13 protein-coding genes, 4 tRNA genes and 1 pseudogene are annotated in these 17191 nt (G+C 63.0%); 7 read left to right on the top strand and 11 right to left on the bottom strand.

All coding sequences use genetic code 11. The annotated features are described in order from the left end of the window. The 4 genes from Q427_RS07105 to Q427_RS07090 all read right to left on the bottom strand — a co-directional run. Window positions 1–323: hypothetical protein (locus Q427_RS07105; RefSeq protein ID WP_043512356.1), on the bottom strand; the 323-nt coding region annotated here is incomplete at its 3' end. 27 nt (window positions 324–350) lie between these two features. Continuing rightward, window positions 351–758, bottom strand: coding sequence for a DUF302 domain-containing protein (locus Q427_RS07100; RefSeq protein WP_231613497.1), 408 nt, complete (start codon window positions 756–758; stop codon window positions 351–353). A gap of 95 nt (window positions 759–853) precedes the next feature. Then, window positions 854–1423 carry a DinB family protein gene (locus tag Q427_RS07095; RefSeq protein WP_081785870.1) on the bottom strand — a complete coding sequence of 190 codons (570 nt, stop codon included), beginning with the start codon at window positions 1421–1423 and terminating at the stop codon, window positions 854–856. 89 nt (window positions 1424–1512) lie between these two features. Beyond that, complete coding sequence (locus Q427_RS07090; RefSeq protein ID WP_043512354.1) at window positions 1513–1812, bottom strand: hypothetical protein; 300 nt, start codon at window positions 1810–1812, stop codon at window positions 1513–1515. A 295-nt stretch (window positions 1813–2107) separates the two neighbouring features. Between Q427_RS07090 and Q427_RS07085 the strand changes: the two genes are divergently transcribed. From Q427_RS07085 to Q427_RS07075, 3 genes are all read left to right on the top strand, one after another. Next, window positions 2108–2695: a TetR/AcrR family transcriptional regulator gene (locus Q427_RS07085; RefSeq protein WP_043512353.1), complete on the top strand. Its 588-nt coding sequence runs from the start codon at window positions 2108–2110 to the stop codon at window positions 2693–2695. Between the two features lie 100 nt (window positions 2696–2795). Then, complete coding sequence (locus tag Q427_RS07080; RefSeq protein WP_051496196.1) at window positions 2796–3365, top strand: carboxymuconolactone decarboxylase family protein; 570 nt, start codon at window positions 2796–2798, stop codon at window positions 3363–3365. Window positions 3366–3551: 186 nt separating this feature from the next. Next, complete coding sequence (locus Q427_RS07075; protein WP_043512351.1) at window positions 3552–4508, top strand: sulfurtransferase; 957 nt, start codon at window positions 3552–3554, stop codon at window positions 4506–4508. Window positions 4509–4630: 122 nt separating this feature from the next. Here Q427_RS07075 and Q427_RS07070 read toward each other — a convergent pair. The 4 genes from Q427_RS07070 to Q427_RS07055 form a co-directional block, all read right to left on the bottom strand. Then, window positions 4631–4706 (bottom strand) — tRNA-Asn (locus Q427_RS07070). Between the two features lie 80 nt (window positions 4707–4786). Beyond that, window positions 4787–4862, bottom strand: a tRNA-Asn gene (locus Q427_RS07065). Between the two features lie 43 nt (window positions 4863–4905). Continuing rightward, a tRNA-Asn gene (locus Q427_RS07060) sits at window positions 4906–4981 on the bottom strand. A 132-nt stretch (window positions 4982–5113) separates the two neighbouring features. Beyond that, window positions 5114–5189: transfer RNA gene (locus Q427_RS07055), tRNA-Met, on the bottom strand. Window positions 5190–5411: 222 nt separating this feature from the next. Here Q427_RS07055 and betI point away from each other — a divergent pair. From betI to Q427_RS07035, 4 genes and pseudogenes are all read left to right on the top strand, one after another. Further along, window positions 5412–6008 (top strand): transcriptional regulator BetI, encoded by a 597-nt coding sequence (gene betI, locus Q427_RS07050; RefSeq protein ID WP_197030535.1) that lies wholly within the window; start codon window positions 5412–5414, stop codon window positions 6006–6008. 13 nt (window positions 6009–6021) lie between these two features. Beyond that, window positions 6022–7491: a betaine-aldehyde dehydrogenase gene (gene betB / locus Q427_RS07045; RefSeq protein ID WP_043512347.1), complete on the top strand. Its 1470-nt coding sequence runs from the start codon at window positions 6022–6024 to the stop codon at window positions 7489–7491. Window positions 7492–7731: 240 nt separating this feature from the next. After that, complete coding sequence (betA, locus tag Q427_RS07040; RefSeq protein WP_043512344.1) at window positions 7732–9423, top strand: choline dehydrogenase; 1692 nt, start codon at window positions 7732–7734, stop codon at window positions 9421–9423. Between the two features lie 188 nt (window positions 9424–9611). Continuing rightward, window positions 9612–12057: pseudogene (locus Q427_RS07035) on the top strand (acyl-CoA dehydrogenase). A 118-nt stretch (window positions 12058–12175) separates the two neighbouring features. Here the strand turns inward: Q427_RS07035 and Q427_RS07030 are convergent. The 3 genes from Q427_RS07030 to Q427_RS07020 form a co-directional block, all read right to left on the bottom strand. Then, window positions 12176–14155 (bottom strand): SLC13 family permease, encoded by a 1980-nt coding sequence (locus Q427_RS07030; protein WP_043512342.1) that lies wholly within the window; start codon window positions 14153–14155, stop codon window positions 12176–12178. Window positions 14156–14293: 138 nt separating this feature from the next. Continuing rightward, entirely contained in the window at window positions 14294–15097 is an 804-nt protein-coding gene (locus Q427_RS07025) for an enoyl-CoA hydratase-related protein (protein ID WP_043512340.1), read from the bottom strand. After that, window positions 15094–17187: an acetate--CoA ligase family protein gene (locus Q427_RS07020; protein WP_231613496.1), complete on the bottom strand. Its 2094-nt coding sequence runs from the start codon at window positions 17185–17187 to the stop codon at window positions 15094–15096. Before Q427_RS07020 ends, Q427_RS07025 begins: the two co-directional genes overlap by 4 nt. Window positions 17188–17191 lie beyond the last annotated feature (4 nt).

The following is a 17191-nucleotide window of genomic DNA, read 5'->3' as shown; positions in this document are numbered from 1 at the left end:
GTACCGACAGCGATGGAAAAATAGCAGGCAAAGGGAATCGTGCGCCAGAACCTGATGGTCAGTTGAATCATCCATCTCGATATACCGAATCTCACGAGATCGCGGTTGCTGTAGAAACATACCCGCATCCGCTTGCGGTGATACTCGACACCAATGGAAAACAGCACCATCAGAGCGCCTGACCGCTGAAACCAGTGGCCCTCCCCGGTCAACAGACTGGCATAGCCCGAGGCAAGCACAGGCACAGTGGCCAGCATCATCAGCAGGATTTCGATGAGAGCGTCCCGGCGAGAGGGTAGCTGATAGCCTTCTTCTCCCGACATCACAAACCTCCCGCAGGTATCCTGAGCTCAGTCAGGCTGCGCCGGCTCCGGTGCCCGTACCGCTTTCGTGGCAATGGCGGAGAACACGGCATCGAGTTCACGGCCGATTTCCTCCAGCCCCTCGCCACCCTCCTCGATATAGGGAGCAAGAACATGGCTCGGCCTCTTCCAGGCAAGAGTCGTACTGCCGTCCTCATTCTCGGTGACATAAAAGCGGATCGGCGCTTCTATCATGGCCGGGATGCTGAGGCGAAGAGTTCGCACGGCATAATCATTACGAAAGACACCGACCACTCGATTACCCGGAATCGACTCGCCTCGCCGGGCTGCTGCCTCCGTGGGTCCCACTTCCATGACGACGAACATGCCCTCGCTCTCGACGGCACTGCGCAGCGCATTCAGCAGTTCGGCATAGCCCTGCGACGTAACCTTCACCTCCCACCCCTGCTCGGGCCAAGGGGGATCTGCCAAAGCCGGGCCGGCCAGCAGCAGCACGAGCAGCAACCAAGACCCTGGCCACGACCGCACCATCATGCAGGCCATGCCACTGCAGCGACATTATCAAAGGATTCACGCTGCCAGTGCCTCAAGGTGGAAGGGTGCACGCCGAAGGCCTTGGGCAATGCGATGCCAATCTGTTCGGCAAGCACACCGAGTATCGCCATGTGATGGATGGTATGGCTGGTCAGAAACGTGAGTTCGCGTGCAAGGCTGGTTTCCAGTACCTGTACGTCATCGCCAGTGGGATAGCTCAGGCTCAAGCGGTCAGTCGGACACCGCCCGACCAAGGCTGTCAGCGCAGTCTCGATATCCGTCAGGCGATGAGCCGCCTGTTGCGGCCAGCGCTCGAGCCGCTCATCACGACGTCGATGCTCGTAGTCGATGACATCGGCATCCAGTCCGCCAAGCAGTGCATCGTAATGATCGATGATATGGCGGATATGCTTGCCCAGCGTATGCCGACCGTCGTGACCGAAGTCCTGCCGGTAATGCTCCGGCGTGAGCGCGTCAACGAAAGCCTTCAACTGTGACAATGCCAGGAGGTTCTCCTCGATGAGTTCCGCCTGGGGAGAGAGTTCTCGATTTCTTATTGATGACATGGCAACTTACCTGTTGGTCACAAGTGAGAAAGCCGGAGCCGGCACCAGGGTGGCCGGCCCGACCACCCGCTCAGGGGTTTAACACTCCGTTAGCCCTCGGCTTCTGCCTCGGCCTCGGCTTCACCCTCTGCTTCACCTTCCGCTTCTCCTTCTGCCTCTGCCTCTGCCTCGGCCTCTGCTTCAGCTTCGGCGCCTCCTTCGGCATGGGCTTCGGCCAGCATCAGGGGCGCCTCCTGCCCACTGGTATAGACCTGCTCGGCCGGTGACTCGCTGGCCACGGCCTGGAAGGCGGCGCCACTGGCTACCAACACCAGTGCCGGGGCCGCATAACCCAGCTGTTTGCTGAGACGCCCCAGCAGGCTGCGGCGCTTCTCGTCTTGTAGTGTCATGGTAATGACCTCCGTCGTGTCATGAAGAGACATGCGCTGGCATGTCATCGTGCAGTGAAGACAGCCCTGACGGCTGGCCTCTACTCGGTGCCACCGTCTCCTGGTGGCATCGCTACTGCTCCGTCACTCCCAAGCTTCTCCTGCTCGCTCGCTGCTTCCGCCTGGCAGCTTCTACTTATTGGTGTGCCGTGATGACTCTGTCGGTACATACTCCCAGTCCTTACAACGATCTCTATCGAAAATTGACACATCGACCAGGCTTGATTTATGGAACGATTGATTCTAAATTCAGGGCATGACACGAGGACGCCCCATCGCATTCAGCCCCGACGAGGCCGCGAGTGCCGCCATGCAGGTCTTCTGGGCCCGAGGCTACGACAGCGCCTCGACCCGTGACCTGCTCGAGGCGATGAACATCTCCCGAAGCAGCCTGTACCAGGCCTTCGGCAACAAGGAACAACTGTTTCTCGAGGCGCTGCGCCGCTATCGCGGCAGTCTTATCGGCCGGCTCCGCCGTCGACTGGCAGGATCACCCTCGGCGATGCACTTTCTCCAGGAACTGTTCGGGCAGACGGCTCTGGAGGCCGGCAGCGAGCGTGCCGCACTGGGCTGTCTGATCTTCAATTCGGCCTGCGAGCTTGGCCAACGCGACGATAACGCGGGCACCGAAGCCAGACGCAGCGTCCAAGCCATCACCGCGCTGTTCCACGAAGCCGTCATGCGGGCTCAGGCGGAAGGCGATATCGCCACGGATCGCGATTCCCAGGCACTCGCGACCTATCTCACCCTGGGCATGGCCGGACTGCGGACCTTGCTCAAGTCCGGCACCGATCCCACACAGGCCGGGGCTGCCGCTAAGCTGCTGCTCGATACACTGCGCTGAAGCCGAGACCAGAGGCAATTCCACGACATATATGGATCAATCGATCCATATATAACCCGACACCTCGCGGTGTCCCCTTTCGCTCGACAGGAGAGCCACCATGACCGCCGACTACCAAATACAACTTCCCCCGCAGACCCTCGAAAATGCCGATGCCAAGGCCCGGCCATTGCTCGAGAAGGCCAACGACAAGCTGGGCTTCGTGCCCAACATGTACAAGGGCATGGCCAAGGCGCCCGGCGTACTGGACACCTATCTGCACGGCTATGAGCTGTTCCGCCAGGATTCAGGCTTCACGCCGCCCGAGCAGGAGGTGGTCTTCCTGACCATCAGTCATCTCAATGGCTGCAGCTACTGCATGTCCGCCCACAGCATGCTGGCGGAGAAAATGTCCCAGGTACCTGCCGATGTCCTCGAGGCGATCCGCGAGGACCGGGAAATCCCCGACACACGCCTGGCAGCCCTGAGTGAATTCACCGGCGTGATGTTCGACACCCGCGGCATGCCGACCCGTGAAGACGTCAAGGCGTTTCTGGATGCCGGCTTCGAGGAGCAGCATGTGCTGCAGATCGTGCTGGCCCTGGCCGTGAAGACGCTGTCCAACTATTCCAACCACCTCAATCACCCGGAGCTCGACGAAGCATTCGCCGGCCACGCCTGGAAGGGGTAAGCCGCCCGGCCCCGGCATCCACCGCCGGGGCGCTAGGCTTTATACGAAAACTGGCTGCGCTCGGACATGCGCTGCCGCTTATGGCAAAGCGTGCTGTACTAGTCAGCATTGCTTCTGGCGGACCGATTGCCGTCCCATGGCCGACTGCATAGGCTAACGATAAACCCGACAAACGAGGTCAAGCTCATGTTACGAACCCTCGTACTGGCCGTCAGCGCCCTATGGTTATCGGCGCAGGTACAGGCCTCAGATATGTCTCCACTGGTGGAAGCCGAGTGGCTCGACCGGCATCTCGATGACGACAACCTGGTGGTCCTTGATGTTCGCTCCTCCATTGACGACGGAGGCGATCGCGACAGCTTCGAGGCCGCCCGTATCCCCGGCAGCCGCTACAGCAGCTACACCGACGATGGCTGGCGTGAAGCGCGTGATGACGTGGCGGGTCTGCTGCCGGCGATCGAGCCGCTGAGTGAATTGATCGGCAGCCTGGGCATCGACAACGATTCGATGGTCGTGATCGTTCCCGCCGGGACCGGACCCACGGACTTTGGCAGCGCGGCACGTGTCTACTGGACCTTCAAGATTCTGGGTCACGATGAGATTGCCATTCTCGATGGAGGCTTCGCCGGTTGGCAGCAGCAAGGCTTCGACGTCGCCAGCGGCCCCATTTCCGATGTCGAGCCGAGAACCTTCGAGGCCAGCCTGCGGGAGGAACTGGTCGCCACCACCGAACAGGTGGAGCAGGCGCGCCAAGACCAGGCTCAGTTGGTCGATGCCCGGCCATCAGACTACTTCATCGGCGAAACGACCTCTCCGGCCGTACTCGCCCCCGGCACCATACCCGGCGCCCGGAACCTGCCCCATCACACCCATTTCAGCGACAGCGCTGGTGCCTATTTCCTGGATAAGGAAGGGCTCGCCTCGCGTATCAATTCTGCCGAACTGGATCGCAATGCCCGCACCATCACCTTCTGCAACACCGGACACTGGGCGGCAACGGACTGGTTCGTGCTCAGCGAGGTTGCCGGATTCGACAATGTGGCGATGTACGACGGCTCCATGGCCGCATGGACGGTGAGTGAATCGCGCCCCGTGCAGCTCGCCCGGCGTGGGCTGGAACGTCTTCAGGAGGCTCTCGACTGAAAGCGGTGGTGCAGGGAAGCACAACCTATCCGCATTCCGCTGGAGAGACTGAGCGATGATCAGAACGATGGCTCTCTACAAGCTGAGGGCTCTCTACAAGCTGAGGGCTCTCTACAAGCTGATGGCTCCCGGAGCAGGACTCGAACCTGCGACCCAGTGATTAACAGTCACTTGCTCTACCAACTGAGCTATCCGGGATCGGTCTTGACGACAAGGCAGGACTGGCTGACGACCTGATGGCTCTCAACCAAAAAAGCTGATGGCTCACCACAGGCTGATGGCTCCTCGAGCAGGACTCGAACCTGCGACCCAGTGATTAACAGTCACTTGCTCTACCAACTGAGCTATCGAGGAATGGCGCTTCAATCAGCTACTCGTGCTTTCAGCACGTATTCATTGGCTCCCCGAGCAGGACTCGAACCTGCGACCCAATGATTAACAGTCATTTGCTCTACCAACTGAGCTATCGGGGAATGGCCTTGAACACGGTGCGTAGTATACGGATCGCTTCGATCAGGTCAAGGGCGGATTCCCCACCCCCACCGGTTCGCCGCACAACGAAAGGCGCCCGCACGAGTTTCTCGTGCGGGCGCCTTCAGATGTTCTGGTGGCTACGCCTGATTCGAACAGGGGACCCCATCATTATGAGTGATGTGCTCTAACCAGCTGAGCTACGTAGCCTTTCATTGCCGAACCAGTACTCAATGGGGTCGACGGGGCGGAATTATGCCCGAAGTACAATAAAGTGGCAAGCTGGTCCTTTTGCCCAATCTTTATTGATTGAACGTTCAATAAAAATTTGGCATGCTGGCAAGTCATACTCGAACCCGCCACCAGTGACCGACAAGGCCGTCGCCACTGGTAGCAGTCGTTACCACGAGACAAGGAGTTCCGGATGCCAAGATGGGAATGGAACCGATTCGGCGTCAGCAGCTGATCCAGGCCACCATGGCAGCCATCGACGAGGTGGGCCTTGCCGATGCAACGGTCATTCGCATCGCCGGACATGCCGGCGTCTCCGCCGGGATCATCAGCCACTACTTCGGCGGCAAGGACGGCCTGCTTGAGGCCACCATGCGCCAGATCCTCACGGACCTGGGCGATGCCGTCTCGGCACGGCGCCGCTCCCTGGGCGACGCCTCTCCCCGCGACCATATCGGCGCCATCATCGACGGCAACTTCGACCGCAGCCAGGTCTCCGGCCCGGTGGCCAAGACATGGCTGGCATTCTGGGCCAGCAGCATGCACAAGCCCCAGCTTCAGCGCCTGCAGCAGGTCAACGATCGACGACTCTATTCCAATCTCTGCAGCCAGTTCCGACGGGTGATGCCTCAAGAGGCGGCACGCCGTGCATCGCATGGCCTGGCAGCGACGATCGACGGCCTCTGGCTGCGCGGCGCCCTGACGCCGGATGGGCTGGATGCCGACGGTGCGCGGCGCCTGGCCCATGACTATCTCGATCAGCTGTTGGCCAACCACGAATTCACACCCGTTTCCTGACAGGAGCAACACCATGGCAAGCCTCGACACCGAAACACTCTATATCGACGGTCGCCGGGTGGAAGCCACTTCCGGCGAGACCTTCGACGTCCACAATCCCTACGACGGCACTCTCCTCGCCAGGGTGCAGCAGGCCTCGCAAGCCGATGTAGACCGCGCCGTCGCCGCGGCACGCAAGGGACAGCACGTCTGGGCCGCCATGACCGGCATGGAGCGCGGCCGCATCCTGAACCGTGCGGTAGCGCTCCTGAGAGAACGGAACGACGAGATCGCCGAGCTGGAGACACGCAATACCGGCAAGCCGATCAGCGAAACCGCCGCCGTGGACATCGCCACCGGTGCCGATGTCATCGAGTACTATGCCGGGCTGGCATCCGCCATCGAGGGCGCTCAGATTCCCTTGCGCGAATCCTCCTTCGTTTATACCCGTCGAGAGCCGCTGGGCGTGATCGGCGCCATTGCGGCCTGGAACTACCCCATCCAGATCGCCTGCTGGAAGGCCGCCCCGGCACTGGCCGCCGGCAATGCCGTGGTGCTCAAGCCCAGCGAGGTCACGCCCCTGACCGCCATGAAGCTGGCCGAGATCTTCACCGAAGCCGGCCTACCGGACGGCGTCTTCAACGTCGTCCAGGGCGATGGCCGTGTGGGACAGATGCTGACCGGACATCCCGGCATCGCCAAGGTGTCGTTCACCGGCGAAGTGGGCACCGGCAAGAAGGTGATGGCAGCCGCAGGAGAGTCGTCGCTCAAGGATGTGACCATGGAGCTCGGCGGCAAGTCGCCGCTGATCGTCTTTGCCGATGCCGACCTCGACCGCGCCGCGGACGCGGCGATGATGGCCAACTTCTACTCCAGTGGCCAGATCTGCACCAATGGCACGCGGGTCTTCGTACACCGCTCCGTGAAGGAGGCCTTCGAGGCCAGGATAGCCGAGCGCGTGGCGCGCATCAGGGCGGGCGACCCCCTCGACCCCGAGACCAACTTCGGCCCCCTGGTGAGCTACGGCCACCAGGAGAAGGTGCTCTCCTACATCGAGCTGGGGAAGCAGGAAGGCGCCCGGATACTGATTGGCGGCGAACCGATGGCAGAAGGTGCTTTTGCCAAGGGTGCCTGGGCCGCCCCCACCGTCTTCACCGACTGCAGCGACTCGATGCGCATCGTGCAGGAGGAGATCTTCGGCCCGGTGATGGCGATACTCGCCTTCGATGACGACGAGGAGCTGATCCGGCGAGCCAACGACACCCACTACGGGCTGGCCGCCGGCGTGTTCACCGAGAGCCTGAGCCGGGCGCACCGCACCATCCATCGCCTTGAAGCCGGGATCTGCTGGATCAATACCTGGGGCGAATCCCCCGCCGAGATGCCGGTGGGCGGATACAAGCAGTCCGGCGTGGGCCGCGAGAACGGCATCGAGACCCTGGCCCACTACACCCAGACCAAATCAGTCCAGGTGGAGATGGGACCCTTCGAGTCGGTGTTCTAGGAGGCAGCGAAGAGGCCCGCTATCGCTGCTCGCAGATGCAAGGAGTGTCGGCCCCTAGCAATCGTGGCCGGCTGTAGCGAGGGGCGCCGGGGACAAGCCGAAGAGGAGGTCCTACGCCATGGATGGCGTAGGTAGCGCCCAGGGAAGGGTTCACAGCGCCTCCTCGCAGGCTTGTCGACGGATCAGCCCGAGTGCCTCGTTAGCAGGCCCGCTTCCGTCGCGTTATCAGTGAGAGATGTTATGTCCCAGATTCGTGAATACGACTACGTTATCATCGGTGCCGGTTCCTCCGGCAACGTGCTGGCCACCCGCCTCACCGAGGACCCGGCGGTCAGCGTCCTGCTGCTGGAGGCGGGCGGCCCAGACTATCGTCTCGACTTCCGCACCCAGATGCCGGCGGCACTGGCCTACCCGCTGCAGGGCAAGCGCTACAACTGGGCCTTCGAGACTGACCCCGAGCCGCATATGGACAATCGTCGCATGGAGTGCGGCCGCGGCAAGGGACTCGGCGGCTCGTCGCTGATCAACGGCATGTGCTACATCCGCGGCAATGCGCTGGACTATGACAACTGGGCCAGACTGCCCGGTCTGGCCGACTGGACCTATGCCGACTGCCTGCCCTATTTCCGCAAGGCCGAGTGTCGCGATATCGGGCCCGACGACTACCATGGCGGCGACGGCCCCATTGCCGTCACCACCCCGAAGCCCGGCAACAATCCGCTGTATCGGACCTTTATCGATGCCGCCGTTGAGGCCGGCTATCCCGAAACCCCCGACGTGAACGGCTACCAGCAGGAGGGGTTCGGCCCCATGGACCGTTTCGTCACCCCAAAGGGACGGCGCGCCTCCACCGCTCGCGGCTATCTCGACCAGGCCAAGGGCCGTCCCAACCTGACCATCGTGACGCACGCCACCACGGACGTGATCGAGTTCGAGGGTAAGCGCGCCGTGGGCGTTCGTTACCTGCGCCGAGGCCGGGTGGAACGAGCACACGCCAACCGGGAGGTATTGCTGTGTGCCGGCGCCATCGCCTCGCCGCAGATCCTGCAGCGTTCGGGCGTCGGCAATCCCGATCATCTGCGCGAGCTCGATATCCCGGTAGTCCACGCCCTGCCCGGCGTCGGCGAGAACCTCCAGGATCACCTGGAGATGTATATCCAGTACGAGTGCACACAGCCTATCTCCCTCTATCCCGCACTGAAGTGGTACAACCAGCCGAAGATCGGCGCAGAGTGGCTGTTCAAGGGCACCGGCGTCGGCGCCAGCAATCAGTTCGAGGCAGCGGGCTTCATTCGCAGCAAGGATGATGAAGCCTGGCCCAACCTGCAGTACCACTTCCTGCCCATCGCGATCAGCTACAACGGCAAGAGCGCTGTTCAGGCACACGGCTTCCAGGCCCATGTCGGCTCCATGCGCTCGGAGAGCCGGGGCAGAATCCGACTGATCTCCCGGGACCCCGAGGCCGCACCCAGCATCCTGTTCAAATACATGTCGAAGGAGAAGGACTGGCAGGAGTTCCGCGACGCCATCCGCCTGACCCGGGAGATCATTGCGCAGCCCGCCATGGATGCCTACCGCGGCAGGGAGGTCTCACCGGGCCCGGACATCGAGTCCGATGAAGCGCTCGACGCCTTCGTGCGTGCGCACGCCGAAACCGCCTACCATCCATGCGGCAGCTGCCGCATGGGAGAAGACGAGATGGCAGTGGTCGATGGCGCCGGTCGTGTCCACGGCATCGAGGGGCTGCGTGTGGTGGACGCCTCGCTGTTTCCGGTGATACCCACCGGCAACCTCAATGCACCAACGATCATGCTGGCCGAGAAACTGGCCGACAAGATCCGCGGTCGGGCCCCGCTGCCTCGCTCGGATGCACCCTACTTCGTCGCCCAGGGTCTTCCGGCCCGCAGGGAGCCGGAACGCCGACTCTACTGAAACATGCCCTGCCTTTGCGCCCCGCTTGCGGGGCGCGCTTGCATGTGTGCATGCAACATGGCTGCTACACCCGTGGCTATGACAAGCAAGGGCTGCTACAAGTAGGGGCTGGTCACGAACGGCATGTTCGGCTAGGCTGATTGATTCAAACAGCCGTTCGAAACGCCACATCCCAACGGAGACGAGGCATGCTCACCCTGATACTGCTCCTGCTGACGATTGTCGGACTCCTGGTGGTCATGCGCCGCGAAGCCGGCGCCGTACCCGCCTTGGCGGTACTGGCCGTGCTCGGCTTGGCCGGCCTGTTGCTGGGCTCCCCGATTCTTGGCGTGCTGCTGCTGATCGGTGCCGCCGGCGTAGCCGTCGCCGGGCTTCCAGCTGTGCGTATCCAGTGGCTGTCACCGCGACTGTTCGCTATGTTCAAGCGGGTCGCCCCCCGGGTTTCCGACACCGAGCGCACGGCCCTGGAAGCCGGCACCGTGGCCTGGGACGGGGAACTGTTCTCGGGCCGACCACAGTGGACCAGCCTGATGCGCTACCGCGATGATGGCCTGAGCGACGAGGAGCAGGCCTTCCTCGACAACCAGTGCTCGGTCGCCGCCGGCATGTGCAATACCTGGGAGATCGCCAAGGAGCGGGCGGACCTCCCGGAGGAGCTGTGGCAGTTCCTGAAGAAAGAGGGCTTCTTCGGCATGATCATTCCGAAGGAGTATGGCGGCCTGGGCTTCTCCGCCAAGGCCCAGTCCATGGTGCTGCAGAAGTTGACCGTCAGCGAGATGCTGATGATCACCGTGGGCGTGCCCAACTCCCTGGGGCCGGGCGAGCTGCTGCTCAAGTACGGCACCCAGCAGCAGAAGGACCATTACCTGCCGCGGCTGGCCGATGGCCGCGAGATCCCCTGCTTCGGCCTTACCGGCCCGCGCGCCGGCAGCGACGCCACCTCACTGCCCGACACCGGTATCGTCTGCAAGGAGGTCATCGATGGCAAGGAGGTGCTGGGCCTGCGCCTGAACTTCGAGAAGCGCTGGATCACCCTGGCCCCCATTGCCACCGTGGTCGGGCTGGCCTTCCGCTTGTTCGACCCGGATCACCTGCTGGGTGAAGAGGAAGACCGCGGCATAACACTGGCGCTGATCCCACGCGACACTGCCGGCATGGAGATCGGTCGCCGGCATCATCCCATCGGCAGCCCGTTCCTCAATGGTCCCATCAAGGCAAGGACGTCTTCGTGCCGCTGGACACCATCATCGGCGGAACCGAGATGATTGGCCAGGGGTGGCGCATGCTGGTGGAGTGCCTGTCCATCGGCCGCTGCATTACCCTGCCCTCCGGTGCCAGCGGCACGATCCGCTACGCCATCGGCTGGACCGGCGGCTTCGCCCGGGTACGTCGCCAGTTCAACGTTCCCGTGGCCGAAATGGAAGGCGTACAGGAACCCCTGGCCCGCATGGCCGCCCTGGGCTATATCGCCCAGGCTGCCGTCTACCAGACCGCCAACACCATCGATCGCGGCGAAAAGCCGTCTGTGCCCTCGGCGATCCTCAAGAGCCAGCTCACCGAGTTCCAGCGTGACGCCCTCTCCCACGCCATGGATATCCATGGCGGCAAGGCCGTGACCCTGGGGCCGCGCAACTACATCGGCATCGGCTACAGCAGCAACCCGGTCTCCATCACGGTGGAGGGCGCCAACATCATGACCCGCAACCTGATGATCTTCGGGCAGGGGGCCATTCGCTGCCACCCCTTCGTCCTGGAGGAGCTGGCCGCCATGGAGGCCGACGACCTGAAGGCCTTCGACCGCGCCTTCTTCGGCCATGCCGGGCTGATCTTCGGCAATGTGGCACGGGCGTTCACCCTGGCCTTCGGACTCGGCAAGGCAAACGTTCCCTTCGACACCACCGCCGCGCCCTATGCCAAGGACATCAACCGGATCTCGGCCGGCTTCGGACTCTGCGCCGATGCCGCCATGGCCAGCCTCGGCTCTTCGCTGAAGCAGCGTGAGCTGCTCTCTGCGCGACTGGGCGACGTGCTCTCCAATCTTTACCTGGCCTCCATGGTGCTCAAGCACTGGCAGGAAGGCGACAAGGTCGAGGCAGAGGCTGCCCTGCTTCACTACAGCTGCACCTTCCTGCTGGAGCGTGCCGAACAGGCCCTGGACGAGCTGTTCGACAACATGCCCAACCGGGTCCTCGCTGGTGCCTGCGGGCGGTAGTGATGCCGCTGGGTCGTCGCTGGAAGCGTCCCCACGACACCCTGACCCGCGAGATTGCCCAGGCGGTCTCCCGGGACAGCGCGCTGCGCACCAAGCTGCTGCGCAATAGCTGGGATGACCAGAATGGCGTCAAGGACAACCCCCTCGCCCACTACAACGCCCTGCTGCACGAGTACGACCGCGCCGAGGGGCTCTATCGCACCCTCAACAAGGCCTACGCCAAGGGAGAACTGACGATGTACGCGCTGCATCCGGAGCAGCGTGTGGAAGCGGGCCTCGAGGCGGGAATCATTTCCGAGGAGGATGCGGTCTTCATGCGCGCCTTCGAAGCAGAGGTGCTGGAAATGCTCAGCGTCGACGACTTCGACTACGACGAGTTCGCCACCGACAAGGCGAATATCCTGCGCCACAACGCCGCCTGACCTCACTCATCCGCAAGGATCCTCGACCGCAACGACCCTCCGCCCCGGCCCTGAACTGCCCCCCAGGCCGGGGCATTTGCTCTCAAGCTAGGGAAGCGCGGATTCACGTCACGATTTTCTATAATGGCCAGACCAGCAATATCATCGGAATCGCTACCACCAGCACCAGCAGGGAGAGTGGCAGGCCGAACTTCCAGTAATCCCCGAAGCGGTAGCCCCCCGGCCCCATCACCAGCGTGTTCGATTGATGACCGATGGGCGTCAGGAAGGCGCAGGAGGCGCTGACGGCAACCACCATAAGGAATGCGTCGGGGGAGACGTCAAACCCGCTGGCCAGGCTGGCCGCTATGGGTGCCATGAGCACGGCAGCCGCCGCGTTGTTGATCACATTGGACAGCAGCATGGCGAGCAGGAAAAGTGCCACCAGCGTCACCACAATCGGCCAGTCGACGCCGAACACCAACAGGTTCTCGGCGATCAATGCTGCGCCGCCACTGGTCTCCAGTGCCTGGCCCACCGGGATCATGGCGGCAAGCAGCACGATCACCGGACCATCCAGGGCCTGGTAGCCTTCACGCAGCGGCAGTACCCCCACCAGCAATGAAAGCAGCGCCGCAACGGAGAGCGCCACCGCGGCAGGCAGCACGTCGAACAGCATGGCAGCTATGGCCGCCGCAAATATCAGGACCGATACCACCAGCATGCGCGGCTGGCCAATGGTCAGGTTACGATTGGCAAGGGGGAGGCAGCCCAGCGTGGTGAGACTCTCGGTAAGATTGCTCTCCCCGCCCTGCAGCAGCAGCACGTCTCCGGCGCGAAAACGAATATCGCGCAGCCGCTGCTTGAGCCGGCTGCCGTCGCGCGCTACCGCGACAAGGTGCAGGCCAAACTGGTTATGCAGCCGCAGTTGGGTGACGGTGCGGTTGACCATCATCGAGTCGTTGCGTACCACGGCCTCGACCAGCTCAAGCCCCTTGGTATCGACACCCGGCTTCTTGTTCTTTTTCTTTTCCTTGGCCTTCTCCTGCTCCCCGCCCTCTCTCCTGTCTGCCTGAGCAGGGTTGCTGTCCGAAGCACTCTGTCCGCTGTTCCTGTCCTGGGCTGACGACGCTTCGTCCCCATCTTTGTCTTTGCTTCTCTCGTCGCCTCTCCCGTCGCGGCCCTCTTCGCTATTCGTGCGACCTTCCTCGCCTTCCGCTTCTTCTTCCTTCGGATCGATGCCCAGCCGCAATCCCGCCTTGTCCTCGAGCAGCTTCATCTCCTCTGGGCCGGCTTCCACCAGCAGGATATCGCCCTCGCGCAGGGCTCCCAGGAAGGCATGGCCGGCTCGGCGTTTCTCATCGCGCACCACCGCCAACACCGGGATGGTCTCCTCCAGCTCATGCTGCAGCTCTCGGAGGCTCCATCCCACTGCCTTGGAATCCTCATCTACCTTCACTTCGACCAGATAGTTGGCCGTATCGAACATCTCCTCGGTGGAGGCCTTTCCCGCACGCTGGGGCACCAGCCGCCAACCGACCAGTACGATGAAGAGCAGCCCCACCACGGCGACAACGGCTCCAACGGGGAAGAAGGAGAACATGCCGAAGTTTTCCCCGGTGATGGAGCCGCGGTAGCTGGAAATGATGATATTGGGTGGCGTGCCGATCAGAGTGGTCAAGCCGCCGAGCAGGGAGCCGAAGGCCAGCGGCATCAGCAGGAACGAGGGCGAGGTATCGTGCTCACGGGCCAGGCGCATGGCCACGGGAAGCAGCAGCGCCAGGGCGCCAACGTTGTTCATGAATCCGGAGAGCACCACCACGGTGCCGGTCAGGGCAATCAGCTGGAGCACAAGCCGATCACCGACCCTGAGCACCTGCTCGGCGATCACGTCCACGACACCGGAACGCTCGAAGCCGCGGCTCAGCACCAATACCGCGGCAACGGTGATCACCGCAGGATGGCCAAAGCCCAGAAATGCCTGCTCACCCGGCACCAGACCGAGAATGACCGAGCCCAGCAGGGCGGTCAGCGCCACCAGGTCATAGCGGAAGCGGCCCCACACGAAGGCCGAAAGGGTCAGGCCGAGAACGATGAAGACCAGCGTATGGTCAGCCATACCCCGCCACCTCCCTGTGATTGCCAAGTGCCTCCAGCACAACAGCAGTGTGGAAAAAAATCCAGCCTTTTCCGCAGGATCCCGCCAAAAGAGAGCCAAAAAAAACCCGGCGTGAGCCGGGTTCTCTGCTGCCCAGGGCTATCTGGCCATCTTCTCCAGCATGGCGTTGACCGCATCGAGGTGTTCCAGTTCGTTGTGGCACATCCCCTGGAAGACGGCACAGACATCGAGGAACTCCTTGAGCTCCATGCGACTGCCCATCTTCATCAGACGCTTGGTCAAGCGAGTCGCCTTGGGAGGCTGGGCGGCCATTCGGGTGGCAAGCTCTCCGACACGCGCCATCAGAGCCTCGGGTTCCGTGACCTCGAGCACGATGCCGTACTCCTTCGCCTCTTCGGCATCGATGATACGGCCCGACAACGTCAGTTCGAAGGCGCGCTGATAGCCGATCAGTCGCTGCATGAACCAGGCACCGCCGTCTCCGGGAATGATACCGAGGTTGAGGAAGGTCTCGCCGAACTTCGCCCTTTTCGAGGCGATGCGGATATCCGCCATGTTGGCCAGGTCGAAGCCGGCACCGATGGCCGGACCGTTGACCGCGGCGATGATCGGCACCTCCACCGCCTGAAGAGCCAGCGGGATACGCTGGATGCCGCGCCGGTAGCGGGCGGCAACCTCGGCCACGTCGCCGGCGAAGTCGCCACCGCGGCTGGCCATGTCCTTGACGTTGCCACCGGCCGAGAAGGCGCTCCCCTCGCCAGTGATCACCAGTACCGAGACATCGTCACACTGGTTGACCCACTCGGCGGTGGCGACGATGTCATCCACCAGGGCGGTACCGGTCAGGGCATTGCGAACGTCGTGGCGGTCCAGGGTCAGGGTCGCCACCCGCCCCTCGAGAGAGAGACGGGCATCGATGGTGGTTGGCAGCGTCTGGCTCATGCGTCGGTTTCCTCGTCTGCAGTGGTCGTGGAACGGTCACGGTCGACGATAACCCGGGCGTCAACCACGGCATAGCCATCGGCATGGGCGATCACGGGATTGAGGTCCAGCTCGGAAAGCTGCGGATAGGCTTCGACGATCCGCGATACCGTCAGCAGCAGGTCGATCAGTGCCTCCTTGTCCACGGCGGACTCGCCACGCACCCCGGAAAGGATCTTCTTCGCCTTGATCTGCTCGACCATGCTGAAGGCATCATGGCGCGTCAGCGGAATCGAGCGGAAAGCCACATCCTCGAGTATCTCGACGAAGATGCCACCCAGGCCGAACATCAGCACCGGACCGAAGATGGGGTCGCGGATCACCCCGACGATCACCTCCACCCCCTTCCTGGCCATGGGTGTTACCAGCAGCCCTTCGATATCGGCTCCGGGATCGTAGGCTCGACAGGCGTCCAGTATCTCCGCCCGAGCCTGCCGCAGGGCCTGCTCGCCGACCAGGTTGAGCTTGACGCCACCGGCGTCGGACTTGTGCAGAATGTCCCTCGAGACCACCTTCATGGCCAATGGCGTATCGCCTGCGGCACCACGGAATCGAGCGGCGGCCTCGACCAGTTCCTCCTCGCTGCGAACCACGAGTTCAAGGGGTACATCGATGCTATGGTCGCGGAGCAGCTGTTTTGCTTCGTACTCGAACAGGTCGCGCCCTTCGGCCTGAGCATGCGTGAACAGGGCAGCAAGCGCCGGCTTCGGCTCCACCGCGGTTTCAGGTGCCTGGCTGCGATGCTGAGCCAGGTACTGGCCACGCTCGCCCAGGGCCGCCAGTACCCTGACCGACTGCTCGATGGAGGCGTAGATGGGCAGGCCCGCCTCATGCAGGCGGCGCAGGGCAGGCGGCTTGATCGGCGTATAGAGGCTATAGATCACCAGCGGCTTGGTGGTGGCATGGGAGAGATCCACCATTGCCTCAGCACCGCGCATCTCGTCGCCCAGCAACGACTCGGCGAAGCGGATGCTGTAGCCGCCGAACATACCGACCAGGAAGACGCTGTCGACATTGTCGTCCTCGGCCACGATCTCCATGCAGGTAGCCAGCAGGGAGGGGTGGGCGTCCGTGGAGCCGGCCACGTCCACCGGATTGACCGTGGACGCCTGGGGAATGAGGATGTCGCGCAGGCGCTGGCGCGTGGTGTCGGAGAGCTCCGCGAGCTCAAGCCCCGCTTCGGCGAGCCGGTCGGATGCAATGGTCGCCTGGCCGCCGCCGTCGGAGATCACGGCAACACGCTTGCCCCGGGCCTTCTGCAACAAACCCAGCCCCTCGGCCACCGGCAGGATCTCGTCGGAATACTGTACGACGCTGACCCCGGCCTGGCGTAGCAGGTCCACTGTCATGGCATAGCTGCCGGCCAGGGCGCCTGTATGAGAGCTGGCGGCCTTTTGTCCCTGCTCGGTGGAACCGGACTTGTAGACCACCACCGGCTTCATGGCGGTGACATCTCGGGCCACTTGCAGGAACTTGCTGCCATCGCGGAAACCTTCCACATAGAGGGCAGCAACCCGCGTGTTCTCATCCTCGCCCAGGTAACGAAGGTAATCGTTGAAACCGATATCGCTCTGGTTGCCCGGCCCCACATAGGTGCTGAAGCCTACCTGGCCGTTATGTTGTGCCTCAAGCGCCAGCGACAGCAGCATGTTGCCGGACTGGGAGATGATGCCCACATCACCCGCCTTGACGTTGTCGAGCGCCAGCAGATTGATCCGGTGGTGAAGGTTGAACACGCCCGATGTATTGGGGCCGATGATGCGTACCCCGTGCGCCTCGGCCCTGGCCATCATCTCGCGCTCAAGGGCCGCCCCTTCGTCGCCGATCTCGGCGAAGCCGCTGGCGAGTATCACCGCCCCCTTGATGCCACGCCGGCCGCACTCGGCGATCAGGGCCGGCACGGTGGCGGCCGGGGTGCAGATCAGGGCGAGCTGTGGATTGCCCGGAATGGCCGTCACCGACGGCCACGCCTTGACCCCCAGGATCATGTCGGCCTTGGGGTTGACCGGATAGATGTCGCCTTTGTAGCCGTCCTTGACCAGGCCCACCATGGCC

Source organism: Halomonas sp. BC04 (genome assembly GCF_000568385.1).
The sequence above is the reverse complement of the archived record's forward strand: the minus strand, read 5'-3'. Positions and strand labels throughout refer to the sequence as shown.